This window comes from Treponema sp. OMZ 805 (genome assembly GCF_050937395.1).
In the GTDB taxonomy this organism is placed as follows: domain Bacteria; phylum Spirochaetota; class Spirochaetia; order Treponematales; family Treponemataceae; genus Treponema.
Map to the genome: position 1 here is coordinate 53,132 of NZ_JACCLP010000003.1, position 12,438 is coordinate 65,569.

Here is a 12,438-nt window from a genome sequence, read left to right on the forward strand (position 1 = left end):
AAAGGAATTATTAAAAATGTCAATTTTTATATGTGCATACTTTACCCGTCCTCTTGTTCAATTAGGAAAAGTATGCAATAATAAGAAACAAATGGCTGTTAGTGTAAGACTCCCGGATATTTTGCGCACTTATGCTCTGCGCTTTAATAGTCCATTTGTTGGGATTAGCGAATTAACCGATTATTTACGAAAGTATGCTCAAAGAAACATAGCCGAAAAGCCTGATGTTGCTTCTTTCATTGATATATCGGAAACAAGATTGTTAACGGAGCTGGAAGCTCTTGAATCGGAAGGGAAAGTAGAGCTTATCGACGACAAACGGAAAGGTAAAGTTGTCTTTGTCCCATTCTATTTTCTCGATAAGGTGACACGTCAATACGAGATGATTCGTGAAAAACCTGAATTACCTTTTCCGCTTGCCAGCGCAATACCGCAGAATTTTTCCAAGCGTTTTCTCCGTTATATTAGAATCAATACCGATTTTACCGAGTTGCAGCCGGAACCGGAAAACGATACCTTTCTGTATCAGCTTATGTTTCCTGACGACACCCCTCCGCTTATTTTCCCGGGAAATTTTTCTACCGATCAAATGCTGGATCTTGCAATCGCAAAATTACGGTTCTTCTTTCAGAAGGATGAATTACGAGATTTTATTCAAAAAAAATTGATAACGGCAAACCCCGGAAAAGAGTATTCAATTAGAAAGTTTATCCTTACGATTCAGGCCCACTCGTCCGAAGCAATGTACACATTAAAAAAATCGGGTGATGTATATTTGTACTGGAGCTATCTTTGTTCCGTTGTAAAACAAGAATTTTCGAAGAAAACCGAAAAAATGAGCGATGAAATCACCATTTTGCAGGCTATCTTTATTATCGAATATCTGAATAACTATTATCGGAATAAGACGCAGCAGTCGCTTCAACGAGAAACTGCCCTAAAGAATCTCGATTTGGCACTTCAGAAACCTCCATATTATTTTAATAAGGCTGCCATTGTTAATTTTAAAGATTCCCGTGGAGTACCGTTGCTCGGGCAATATAGTCAAAGTGATCTTGAGGAATATATACAGGAAAAAACCGGTTCGGATGGAGATGCTAATTTACCCGATCTTCTCAGTTTCAAAACTCCTGATGGGGAGCGGTATTACATCATGTTGGATAAGACGGTACCATTAATTATCTCGCTGGTAAACGATAACCGAAAAAAATTGCGGGATGTTTGTTTAAAGAAATGGTATCAACAGCTGATACGGTTTGAACAATCCGAGGCAATGCACACCGATTCGGCATTTAACCAATTATTAAAGACCCTCTGTGCTGAATACGTGCCGGTCTTGTATGCCTTACTGGGAGCACCGTTTATTCCAATGCTCTCAGCCGATAAACGTATTACGGAACATCAAGCTGCGGAAATTCGGAGAATATTTTCCCGTGACCGGTTATTGTCCTATATCGACTTATTTATGATGAATAGGCAAGAACTTTTAACGGATGCAAAAATTCTGTTGCCTTTCTGGTATACGATTCCTATCATATCTTCTATTATTGCTTTCTTTATGCGTCCAAAGAAGGATCGCCGCACCGCTCGAACAGAAAATTCCAAGACCGAAACTATGCCGCAGCAACCGGGAACTACTAATAAAAAAATTTCACCACGGGAAATTGCGAGCGAATTACAGGCCGAGTTTATTCCTGCAAATAAAAGCATACAGGATTGTATTATTGAGCAGCTCGATCTATGGAATACGATTATCGATCCGGTAATTAGAAAGCAAAATACCGAGGATGTAAACTCTTTTATCAGAGATCAGGTTAAGATAGCGCATAGAACGCAGTCCTTTGCTAAACTGACATCAGACCGTATTCGTAATCTGGCGGATGCAATTGTCAGTACGCCCGGTTTGGCAAAAGTAAAAAATAAAAGTGCATTAAGACTTTATACGGAATATTATATATTATGGCTTGTGCTGCATTCTGTGTAATAAGAAATGTATAACGCTGATGCCGGGTTCAGAAGTCGAAGTTACCTAAACAGAAAAAAACTGCACGTTCTCTATTCGATAGCGTTCTTTTTTTGTATCTTAAAGGTATCTTAATAGGAGCCTCTAAAAATCTAACTGAGTTTTTAGAGATGCCCTAAATAACGTATTTCGTGTTTATGGAGGACATTGGTATGGCGATACTACACTTAAATCAGGAAAATTTTGATAAGACAATCAATGGAGCTGAAACCGCATTGGTAGATTTCTGGGCGCCGTGGTGCGGGCCTTGTAAGATGCTTGGACCCGTTTTTGAAGAAGCGGAAAAGGAAGTCAACGGAAAAGCCGTTCTTGCAAAGGTCAATGTAGACGAACAGCAAGACCTTGCAGTAAGATTCGGAGTTACCAGTATTCCGACGCTTATCCTTTTCAAAAACGGAAAAGAAGTTAAACGCTCGCTCGGATTTATTGATAAAGCCAAGATACTGGCATTGCTCTAAATTAAGCAAACAATCAACAACCCCGACGCTCGTACCGGGGTTGTAAACCTTCTGCATAAATTTAAGAAAATATTTTAGGAAATGCTGACCGGTCAATTTCGGTCATGCAAAAGTACCGGCCATTAAATCTCTGCCTTATATATTCGTTTTAACGAAAGCGTTTTTTTTGTTTCCGATGATACCTTTGCGATGATACCGCAGAATAGTGCTTCTCCGCTTTCCGGTATGTCGAAGGTTTGCGGGGTAAGCGTGAGGCTTCGGGCTACGGCAGCCTCAATAGAGCTGCCGATGATCGAATGGTATGCTCCTATCATGCCTGCATCGGTAATATAGCCGGTACCTCCTGCGAGGATACGCTCATCGGCTGTTTGCGTATGGGTATGGGAGCCGAATATACAGGAGACACGCCCGTCAAGATAATACGCGAGCGCTTCTTTTTCCTGTACCGATTCCGCATGGAAATCAACCATAACTATTCCGTCAGCCTGTTCCGCTAATAAACGGTCAACCGTTTGGAAGGGGCAGTCAATTGGACGCATATTTTCTCGCCCTTGTATATTCAGCACCGTTAGCGTCCCTTGAGGTTTACGCACGGTGATGATACCGCTGCCCGGCGCAAGCGGGTAGTTTGCAGGGCGAAGTATCCGTGGTTCCTGTCCGAAACCGGCTCGCAAATCAAACCGCTCCATAGTGTGATTTCCGCCGGTAATAACATCGACCCCGGCAGCAAATAAACGCTCGGCTTGTTCCAATTCTATGCCGGAGCCTTTCGCCGCATTTTCTCCGTTTACAATTATAAAGTCCGGTTTTTCAGCTTTGAGCAGCTCCGGTATCACCTGTAGGGCAATATCGACGCCAAATGTTCCGCAAATATCGCCGCCGAAAAAAAGAGTCAGTTCACCACCCATTATGCCATCTACCGCTTAAAGATTTCGTACACTTTTTTGAGGGCAGCGGCGAGGGCGTCGATGTCTTCCTGCGTGTTGTAGATGCCGAGGCTTGCGCGGCAGCAGGAGTTGATACCCATGTACTCCATTAAAGGTTGAGTGCAGTGGTGCCCGCTCCTGACCATGACGCCTTGCTCATCCAGAATATATGCGGTGTCGTGCGAATGGACGTCTTTGACGTTAAAGGCGACCGTCGGCACCCGCCGCTGCGCATCAGTATAGTATGCTTCTACAAAGTCGAGGTTTTTTAAGGCGGCAATGAGCTTTTGGTGTAGGCTTTCTACATAGCGGTGTGTTTCTTCAAGCCCGAGTTTTTTCAAAAAGTCGATACTCAACTGTAAAGAATGAATTGCTGCGGTATCCAGCGTGCCGCCTTCGTACTTCGCGCCGCCCGCTTTAAATTCGCTTGTTTGTTCGCCGACAAATTCAATCATGCTGCCGCCGTAGAGGAAGGGTGGCATTTTTTCGATAAGCGCGCGCTTTGCATACAGCACCCCGGCGCCGAACTCCGCGTAGAGCTTGTGTCCCGAGAACGCAAGGAAGTCGCAATCCCACGCGGCAACGTCGTGCGGAAAGTGTGCAATGGACTGCGCCGCATCGATAACAGCGACGGCGCCGTGCTTATGCGCTTCCGTGATGATCTCCCGTACCGGAAATACAACGCCGGTGGTATTGACGGCGGCGGTTACCGCTACGATCTTGCTGCGGCTACCGAGTAGGGCTTTAAAACCCGCCATGTCGAAGTTGCCGTGCTCGTCAAGGTAGACATACCGAAGCGCGGCGCCGGTTTTCCGTGCAACAAACTGCCACGGGATAAGGTTTGCGTGATGGTTGGCAATCGAAATGATTATTTCATCGCCGGCATGGAGCTGCTCCAATCCGTAGCAGTACGCAATAATATTGAGCGATTCGGTTGCATTCTTGGTAAAAATGACCTCGCCGGAATCGTCGGTGCCGATAAAACTACTTACCGCAGTGCGGGCGGCTTCAATCAATGCGGAAGATTCCATCGCAAGGGTATGTGAACCGCGCCCTGCGTTCCCGTTGCTGCGGGTATAGTATGCCTGTACTCCGTCGAGCACTGTCTGCGGACGCTGCGCGGTTGCGGCAGCATCCAAATAGTGAATATTCCTGTTTTGTAGTAATGGAAAATATTTACTGTACATAATCTCTCTCCAAAACAAACACATCATTGTTTTAAACCGCAACGCAGCTTGTCTGCGTTGTCAGCTTTGAAAACGGTGTTAGGTGCCATTATTTATGATGCCCGATAAACTTATCTCCATTAAAATGAATCATATGTGTCGGGTTATCTGCAATCCATGCTTCTGTTTCCCATGCAATTTCTTGTGCGTAGTGTATAAATGTTTTCTTATCCGGAAATGCTGAGATATACACTTTATCCGCAATCACATTTGCAAATAGATTTTCAAGTTCAATGTATCGCTTGCTGTCAACTGGTCCGTGCGATGTTACAGATTCAACAAGTATCAACCATCTTTTATCTTCAATATATAAGATTACATCCGGCATTTTTCCATGCTGCTGCACATTAAATAAAAGATTGCCTGCAAGTTCTTGGTCGTAATATCCCCACTTTTCTCCGGTATCACCGACATAAATAAGCGTACTATTCGGTAAAAATCGCGGAGCCATCTGCTCAATTATATCTCGTATTAATTCGCTATGTTTACCGGGAGAAATTTGAATACTATGATTTTCTTTGATTTTTACGGAAACCATATTCATTTTCCGTTCATGTGCATATTGAGCAGAAAGAGTTGATTTCTTTTTTATAAAATCTGCAAGTAATGAATCATACAGATGTGTTTTATATGCTTTAATAACTTTGAGAGCTTCGGGGGAAATCTGATAAACAGCATTTGGACTGTTCACCGGGCGAGCAGGTTTGTCTGGGTTATACAGCACAATTCCAGCCTGTACCATCTGGTGCGTACTAAATCTTCGGAAGGTTTCACGAGTGTTTGGTGCATATTCCTTGTTGTAGTAGTCTTTCGCAAAAGTCATCATCGGTGTAATTCCAACAAGCGGACTTTCTGCATTTTCCCATTCTTTTTCAGGAGTAACGTTTAAAAGCGAAAGCAAACAATAAGCTGTCCGCTCATTTTGTTGGGCTGATGGCATACCAAATTTTTTAAGAATATCTATAGCTTCGTCAAGTTTCAGTTTTATTTGTTCTTCGATTTTCATTTTGTTACAACCTGCAAAAGTTTATCAAAAAGTTTTTGATTCCATTCCTTATGAGTTCTTAAACCTTTTCCCAGTTTTTCTAGATCAGCGCTATTTGGATAGGGAAGATTGCGTAAATCTGTTGCATTAACTTGTGTATGACCGCTAAACAGGCGGAATTTCTCATCAATGTAGGTTGAATTAAGCCAGCAAACTAAACCATAAGCGACATTTTCTGGAAGAGATGTTTTATTTATATGGAAAACATTCAAGTGATTTTCAAAAGCGATACCGTTTTTTATAAAATCATCTGGAGTTATAATCGAAGCAACAACTCGTTTTTTTTCTTCCTTTGTAGAAAAACGTTTCACAAGAACATAAAAACCTTTGGAGAAAAGTTGTTTTTTCACATTTTCTGATTCAAAAATTGCATTCGGCTTTTTTGATTTCTGAGGCCATGCAAGACGATGATTTTTTAAATGAACAGAATACACAAGCGGGCTAGAATTTTCCGTGTAATCTTTAAGCAAAAGATTTTTCATTCTAAAGTCAACAATAGGCCCTGTTGAAACTTTTATACCGAGGTTGTTAATACTTGAGTAATCCGTCAGATTTCTATTTTCAACCTTCTGTTTTATAGGAATATGAAAATATTTTTCATCGTCATTTTTATGTAAAATATGAGAGAAAGGAACTTCTAATGCAGATAAACCTATAAAAGTATCATCGTTGCAATAGGAAATTTTTACATTTCCTTGTTCAGCATTCTTTTGTAACATAATTATTATATTTTCTTGCAAAACAGATTCATCTTTAAATGCCTTATCACGGGATTCAAAAAGATGAATGTATTTAATAGCACAATTTTTTAAAATAAATTCTCTGAATGTTTTGTAATAAACTCCGTTACAAAAACTTCTCGGAACGATCGCAACGATATAGCCGCTATCTTCTGTAAGTGAAATTGCAGCACCCATAAACGCTGAATATAAATTTACTGTTTCAAGACCAAATGCACGAGCAGACTGTCGTTCTTTTGAATTTGTCTGAATTTTTTTATATGGAGGATTCATTATCACATGCGTATATGTCTCATTGATTTTCCATGTATATTCAAATGAGGTTTTTTCTAAAAAATCTTCCGAAAAGATTCTGTAATCCGATTTTTTTAAAGCTGAACTCGATAAGGCTATATTTTCATTTAAAGCAGGATAAATATTTTTATCAATATCATAAGCCGAAATGTGAATGCCGGGGGTATTCCAATTTTCTTTTGCAATTCGTTCCATAAAAGAACATGAAAGTATTCCTATACCTGCCCCGGGGTCAAGCAATTTGATTTTTTTATCAGTAACAGGGAATAAAGATGACATAAAATGGGCTATTTTATACGGAGTAAAATACTGTCCAAATTCTTCCTTATGATTTAAGGATGTTTTAATGGCGTGAACCTTTCGCTCTTTTTCAAGTATGTCTGCAACTGCTACCATAGTAAGTACTATACTATATTTTTGATTTTCAGACCATTCCCTATGGAAGAAGCTGCCGTAAGGCAGTCCACACATCAGATATTAGACCTATTCTGAAACTTTCGTTTTCGAATAGGTCGACGAGTTCTCGCATCGCACCGGAGTTTCGCCGTGTTGCGTCTCAAATGGTCGTCCAACCTCACTTATTCTGCGACTTTTACCTATTTCCGATGCGGTTGCCCTATATTCGCTGTCCTCGTTTTTTCCGGAACGGTACCGGATGCCGTCGTTTTATCCGCTTGCGCCTGAATCTGCGTTGATAGGCGCGCATCAAATTCTGCGTTCAGCCGGTCCCGTATTGCCTCATCAGGAATACTGTTAAAGACGGGGCGGAATGCAGCGTCGATAATCAGCTTTTTGGCGCTGAGTTCGTCGAAGCCGCGGGTCATTAAATAGTAGAGTTTTTCTTTATCGATGGCGGCAAAGCTCGCGGCATGCTCTCCGATAACGTCATCCTCATCGCAGAAGATGGTCGGGATGCTCGTACCGACGGCATTTTTATCAAGCATGATACTGTTATCCGCAAAGCGGGCGACGGAGGCGGAGCAGCCCTTATTCAAGAAAATATTGCCGCGGAAAACCTTATGCGCCTCGTTTTTCAGCGCGCCGCGGGCTTTTATCTCCGATAGCGTGCTCTTGCCGTTGATAATCAGATTATGTTCAAGATCCATCCGGCGCGTTTTATCGACAAAGTACAGCGGGAAGATATACACTTCCGCCCAATCTTCCTGCATATAGGAAGAATAGGAGATGCCGTTTTTTTGCGAACCGAGCTGTATGTCGTGAACGGTTACCCGTGCTCTTTTGCCGACATCCATCCGCACCGTTTCAAAATTGAGTGCGGTGTCTGCAAAGTTTTGAATTTTGATAATTTCGACTGCGGCATGTTTCCCGACACGAATACTGATAAGTCCGTTCCGGTATGATTGCAGCGCCGGAGTCTTTTCATCGGTGTCAAAGTACAGGATGAGCCGCGCCGCAGCGTTATCCGCTATGTCGATATAGCTCCGGTCAAACAGCACGTGATGGACGGCATCCATCGTAAACCGCACAAAGAAATCCTGCATTGCTTCGGGTCTGTTCTGAGCGTGATTAGTGCCGGAACTCGCGCCCGCGGTCTTGCAGCAATCAGCATTGCCCGAAGCTGCGGCCTTATCGTGTTCAGCTTTATCAGCTTCAATCTTGAGGTAAAAGCCGCTGTTCCGCTTTGTCTGCGCTTCGTCGGTAAACCGCTTTCCCAATCCGCAGTTTTTTTCACGCGGAGACTTTTCGGTATTGAATATTTTTGCAACCTGCTCCGCACTGCATGTTTTGAGGAAGTCTTCAATCGGCAGATACTGCGCGGTCTTAGATCCTGTATGAAAAAAGATACCGGAAAAAGGAGCCGTCGGTACATCCTGTATATGATAATCGAGCCGTTTAAAATAGTTGTCGTTTCTCATCAGCCTATCGTCCCCTCAAGCTCAATGGAAATAAGGTTATTCAGCTCGACGGCATATTCGAGCGGAAGCTCTTTGGAGATCGGTTCGACAAAGCCTTTGATAATCAAGGATTTAGCCGTCGCTTCGTCGAGACCGCGCTGCATGAGGTATAGAATCATCGAATCGCTGATGCGTCCGATTTTCGCTTCGTGTCCGATGTCGGCATCGTCGGTATGATTTTCGATAATCGGGATGGTGTCGGTGCGGGACTCGTTATCCAACATGAGGGATTCGCATTCGGCGAGTGCCTTCGCGCCGGTTGCCTCTTTACCGATAACCAGCAAACCGCGGTAGTTTGATTCGCCGCCGTTTTTCGCGATAGAACGCGAGTGCATTTCGGACACGGTGTTCTTTCCGATATGTACAGTCTTGGTACCGGTGTCGAGACACTGCCCCGCGGAAGCGAAGGTAACGCCGGTAAACTCGGAGCGCGAGCGGTCTCCCTTCAAAATACTCATAGGATAGAGCATGGTAACACGCGAGCCGAACGAACCGGACACCCATTCGATAGCGCCGTCTTCTTCTACGATTGCCCGCTTGGTGTTCAGGTTGTAGAGGTTCCGCGACCAGTTTTCGATCGTGGAATAGCGCATGGTCGCCTTTTTACCGACATACAGCTCGACGGCGCCTGCGTGGAGCGCATTTTTATAGTACTTAGGTGCGCTGCATCCTTCGATAAAGTGCAGATAGGCGCCCTCATCGACGATGATGAGTGTGTGCTCAAACTGCCCTGACTGGTTCGCATTCAGTCTGAAATAGGATTGCAGCGGCAGCTCTACCTTGACGCCTTTGGGTACATACACAAACGAGCCGCCCGACCATACCGCACCGTGCAGCGCCGCAAATTTATGATCGTTCGGCTTTATCAGCTTCATAAAATGCTCGCGGACAAGATCACCGTATTGCAGCACCGCCGATTCCATATCGAGGTACACAACCCCTTGGTCTGCAAGGTTTTTCTGCAGGCTGTGATACACCACTTCCGAATCATACTGCGCGCCGACGCCTGCCAGCGAGGTTTGCTCCGCTTTGGGAATACCGAGCCGGTCAAAGGTCTGTTTTATCTCCTCCGGTACCTGATCCCAGTCGGTCGCCATCGGCTTTTCGTCCGAAACAATGTAGTGAATAATCTCTTGAATATTGAGGTCGGAAATATCGGCGCCCCAATCCGGCATCGGCCGTTCAAAAAAATACTGCAAAGATTGCAGTCTGAGGTCGAGCATCCACTTGGGTTCCAACTTGCGGGCGGAAATCTTTCGTACCACATCTTCATTCAGCCCCATACCGGTGGAATACTGATAATCGATTTTGTCCTTTATATCGTAAATGCCCCGCTCAATATCGGAAACAAATGTGCGCTTCCGCGTTTGAAACAGGGGCGAGCGGGAATCTCTAAAATCGTTACTCATAGCCGCTCCTACATCCCTGCGTAGCCATATTTTTGAATATGCTCTACCAGTTCGATGCCACCAGTCTTTACCAGTGATCCGTTAATCAACACGTGGACATAATCGGGCTTTAAGTAATCGAGTACCTTGCTGTGGTGAGTGATGATTAAGATGCCCATATCCGGCGTTTTGAGTTTTGCAACGCCCTCAAATACAATTCTGGTGGCATCGATATCCAGCCCTGAATCCGTTTCGTCCAGAATAGCGAGTTTGGGTTGGAGCACGGCGAGCTGTAATATTTCGTTCTTTTTCTTTTCGCCGCCGGAGAAGCCGACGTTCAAACTGCGGTCTGCGTACTCGGGATTGATACTGAGCGATTCCATCAGCCGGAGCAGCTCTTTGTGGAAGGTGAGCGCCGGTATTTTTTTACCGGTAACCGCTTCCTTTGCAGCGCGGAGAAATTCTTCGACCTTTAAGCCGGGGATTTCTTCAGGATTTTGGAAGGAAAGAAAGATACCTTTCCGCGCTCGCTCAAAAACAGGCAAATCGTTGATCAATTCTCCTTCAAAAAAAATCGAGCCTTGGTCAACTTGAAAGACGGGATTACCGACAATCGCAGCGGCAAGCGTGGATTTTCCGGCGCCATTCGGCCCCATCACGACATGTATTTCTCCCGCATTGACGGTCAGGTTTAAATTATGCAAAATCGGCTTTTCATTCACCGACAGATGTAAATTTTCTATATGTAATAGCGGTTTCATTCGCAACTCCTATACAAGTTTGCGGTGCGCAAACTTGGAGAAATAAAAGACGTACCATTGTACGGCTTTTATTTTACATTTTTCTGTGTGAAATGTATTAATAAAATATTATAACGAGATGCAAAATACGTTACAAGAGCGCGTTGAATCACGTTAAACAAGTTTTGAAACAAAACCTGTCCTTTACCGATGTACATGGACGTACATTGGTAGAGAGGTACAAGAATGTATATTTTTGACGAGGTGGTTGCAATCGGCTTTAATACCCTTTATTACGACGTAGAGCGTTCGTCAAAACTATACATCCGTGTATAGTTTTGACTGCAAGTTGTGGCTCTGCCACAACATTGCTCCTGTTCGGAACCACCGCCGTCCGTGGCGGTAGAGGACGGCGGGTATGAAACCCTCCGCACGAATAAAAGAATGTGAGAACAAATATTGATACATGAGTGAACTCAAAGCATTTGTAAAATCGCTTACAATACCTTTTTGTGATAGAACAATCATCTTGACAAATATAGGGTATAACCTATATAGTCAGAATTAGATATGGAAAGTAATTGGACGGTTGAATTCTATGAAACAAAAGCAGGTGAAAAACCAAGTTTAGATTTTATAAATACGCTTGAAGTCAAGCTTAAAGCTAAAGTATTCCGTGATTTAGAATTACTGGAAAATAAAGGAAATGAATTACGATTACCATATTCACAACATCTTGATGACGGTATATTTGAGTTAAGAACAATTCAAGGTAACAATATAGTAAGGTATTTGTATTTCTTTTTCATTGAAAAGAAGATAGTCATAACGCATGGTTTTCGAAAGAAAACTCAAAAAACACCACCTTCAGAAATACAACGGGCAAAAGATTATCGAACCGACTATTTGAATAGGAAGCTAGAAGCAGGAGGAAAGAAATGACATTAACAGAGGCATTAAAAGAACAAATGAACGATGAAACTTTCAGAAAGGAATATGAATCTCTTGAGCCGGAATATGAACTTATCAGTTCGTTAATTGATGCCAGGAAATTGTGTAATGTTACTCAAAAACAACTTTCCGATGCAACTGGAATTGCTCAAGCAGATATAAGCAAAATAGAAAATGGTTTCGGAAATCCGACAATAAAGATTTTGAAAAGGCTTGCAGACGGATTAGGAATGAATTTGAAGATAGAATTTGTTGCTAAAGCTAAAGTATCGATATAAATAAAGCACCCATTCCCCAGCCTCAAGGCTGGCATTGCCTTTGCGACAATGTAAGTTAAGCACTCGTTCAACGGGACGTCTTATAGCGAGGGAAAAAACAAACAAACGTAAGGAATTTTCGCAGGAAACTGTTTTGGGGTGACGATTTAGAAAAAATGAGGCTTGATAAATGATTGTTACAGATACATCGGTTTGGATTGATTATGTAAAGGGGATTGATGCACCTCATACCAATAATACACAATAATAGGAATTTTAATCCAATGGAATGAGTTTTAGGATGATTGTTAAAAATAAATGCCCGCTTGTCTAAACCCCGCAAATATGCTACATTCGTTTCGTTGTTTAAAAACGGACGATTAACTCAGTGGTAGAGTGCTACCTTCACACGGTAGAAGTCACTGGTTCAAACCCAGTATCGTCCAATCTTTTATCTTTTTCATTCATCACAAT

General features: G+C 43.0%; 11 protein-coding genes and 1 tRNA gene. 5 read left to right on the forward strand and 7 right to left on the reverse strand.

All coding sequences use genetic code 11. The features are described from left to right. Positions 1-91: 91 nt before the first annotated feature. Positions 92-1,984, forward strand: coding sequence for a hypothetical protein (locus tag HGH47_RS03590; protein WP_212565573.1), 1,893 nt, complete (start codon positions 92-94; stop codon positions 1,982-1,984). A 191-nt stretch (positions 1,985-2,175) separates the two neighbouring features. Further along, a complete protein-coding gene (gene trxA / locus HGH47_RS03595) occupies positions 2,176-2,481 on the forward strand; it encodes a thioredoxin (protein WP_212565574.1) in 306 nt (101 codons plus the stop codon). A 122-nt stretch (positions 2,482-2,603) separates the two neighbouring features. On the opposite strand, the gene HGH47_RS03600 is transcribed toward trxA, so the two are convergent. The 7 genes from HGH47_RS03600 to sufC form a co-directional block, all read right to left on the reverse strand. Next, positions 2,604-3,389: a TIGR00282 family metallophosphoesterase gene (locus HGH47_RS03600; RefSeq protein ID WP_212565575.1), complete on the reverse strand. Its 786-nt coding sequence runs from the start codon at positions 3,387-3,389 to the stop codon at positions 2,604-2,606. A gap of 8 nt (positions 3,390-3,397) precedes the next feature. Continuing rightward, entirely contained in the window at positions 3,398-4,594 is a 1,197-nt protein-coding gene (locus tag HGH47_RS03605; RefSeq protein WP_212565576.1) for a SufS family cysteine desulfurase, read from the reverse strand. A gap of 88 nt (positions 4,595-4,682) precedes the next feature. Continuing rightward, positions 4,683-5,639 (reverse strand): BsuBI/PstI family type II restriction endonuclease, encoded by a 957-nt coding sequence (locus HGH47_RS03610; protein ID WP_253675780.1) that lies wholly within the window; start codon positions 5,637-5,639, stop codon positions 4,683-4,685. Then, the gene (locus HGH47_RS03615; RefSeq protein ID WP_212565577.1) at positions 5,636-7,108 is read right to left on the reverse strand and encodes an Eco57I restriction-modification methylase domain-containing protein; all 1,473 of its coding nucleotides are present in this window, start codon (positions 7,106-7,108) and stop codon (positions 5,636-5,638) included. The genes HGH47_RS03610 and HGH47_RS03615 overlap by 4 nt, the downstream gene beginning before the upstream one ends. Before the next feature lie 200 nt (positions 7,109-7,308). Then, entirely contained in the window at positions 7,309-8,589 is a 1,281-nt protein-coding gene (gene sufD / locus HGH47_RS03620) for a Fe-S cluster assembly protein SufD (protein WP_212565578.1), read from the reverse strand. Beyond that, positions 8,589-10,037, reverse strand: a complete 1,449-nt coding sequence (sufB, locus tag HGH47_RS03625) for a Fe-S cluster assembly protein SufB (protein ID WP_206182866.1) — start codon at positions 10,035-10,037, stop codon at positions 8,589-8,591. Before sufB ends, sufD begins: the two co-directional genes overlap by 1 nt. 8 nt (positions 10,038-10,045) lie before the next feature. Continuing rightward, the gene (sufC, locus tag HGH47_RS03630) at positions 10,046-10,777 is read right to left on the reverse strand and encodes a Fe-S cluster assembly ATPase SufC (protein WP_212565579.1); all 732 of its coding nucleotides are present in this window, start codon (positions 10,775-10,777) and stop codon (positions 10,046-10,048) included. Positions 10,778-11,326: 549 nt separating this feature from the next. Here sufC and HGH47_RS03635 point away from each other — a divergent pair. The 3 genes from HGH47_RS03635 (at position 11,327) to HGH47_RS03645 (ending at position 12,410) form a co-directional block, all read left to right on the forward strand. Next, positions 11,327-11,698 (forward strand): type II toxin-antitoxin system RelE/ParE family toxin, encoded by a 372-nt coding sequence (locus HGH47_RS03635; protein ID WP_212565580.1) that lies wholly within the window; start codon positions 11,327-11,329, stop codon positions 11,696-11,698. Further along, complete coding sequence (locus tag HGH47_RS03640; RefSeq protein ID WP_212565581.1) at positions 11,695-11,985, forward strand: helix-turn-helix domain-containing protein; 291 nt, start codon at positions 11,695-11,697, stop codon at positions 11,983-11,985. Before HGH47_RS03635 ends, HGH47_RS03640 begins: the two co-directional genes overlap by 4 nt. 353 nt (positions 11,986-12,338) lie before the next feature. Then, positions 12,339-12,410, forward strand: a tRNA-Val gene (locus tag HGH47_RS03645). The last annotated feature ends 28 nt before the right edge of the window (positions 12,411-12,438 follow it).

Coding starts and splice junctions, on each gene's coding strand:
- HGH47_RS03605 (WP_212565576.1), bottom strand. CDS start 4,594: ATGTACAGTAAATATTTTCCATTACTACAAAACAGGAATATTCACTAT.
- HGH47_RS03610 (WP_253675780.1), bottom strand. CDS start 5,639: ATGAAAATCGAAGAACAAATAAAACTGAAACTTGACGAAGCTATAGAT.
- HGH47_RS03640 (WP_212565581.1), top strand. CDS start 11,695: ATGACATTAACAGAGGCATTAAAAGAACAAATGAACGATGAAACTTTC.
- sufB (WP_206182866.1), bottom strand. CDS start 10,037: ATGAGTAACGATTTTAGAGATTCCCGCTCGCCCCTGTTTCAAACGCGG.
- HGH47_RS03635 (WP_212565580.1), top strand. CDS start 11,327: ATGGAAAGTAATTGGACGGTTGAATTCTATGAAACAAAAGCAGGTGAA.
- HGH47_RS03600 (WP_212565575.1), bottom strand. CDS start 3,389: ATGGGTGGTGAACTGACTCTTTTTTTCGGCGGCGATATTTGCGGAACA.
- trxA (WP_212565574.1), top strand. CDS start 2,176: ATGGCGATACTACACTTAAATCAGGAAAATTTTGATAAGACAATCAAT.
- HGH47_RS03615 (WP_212565577.1), bottom strand. CDS start 7,108: ATGGTAGCAGTTGCAGACATACTTGAAAAAGAGCGAAAGGTTCACGCC.
- sufC (WP_212565579.1), bottom strand. CDS start 10,777: ATGAAACCGCTATTACATATAGAAAATTTACATCTGTCGGTGAATGAA.
- HGH47_RS03590 (WP_212565573.1), top strand. CDS start 92: ATGGCTGTTAGTGTAAGACTCCCGGATATTTTGCGCACTTATGCTCTG.
- sufD (WP_212565578.1), bottom strand. CDS start 8,589: ATGAGAAACGACAACTATTTTAAACGGCTCGATTATCATATACAGGAT.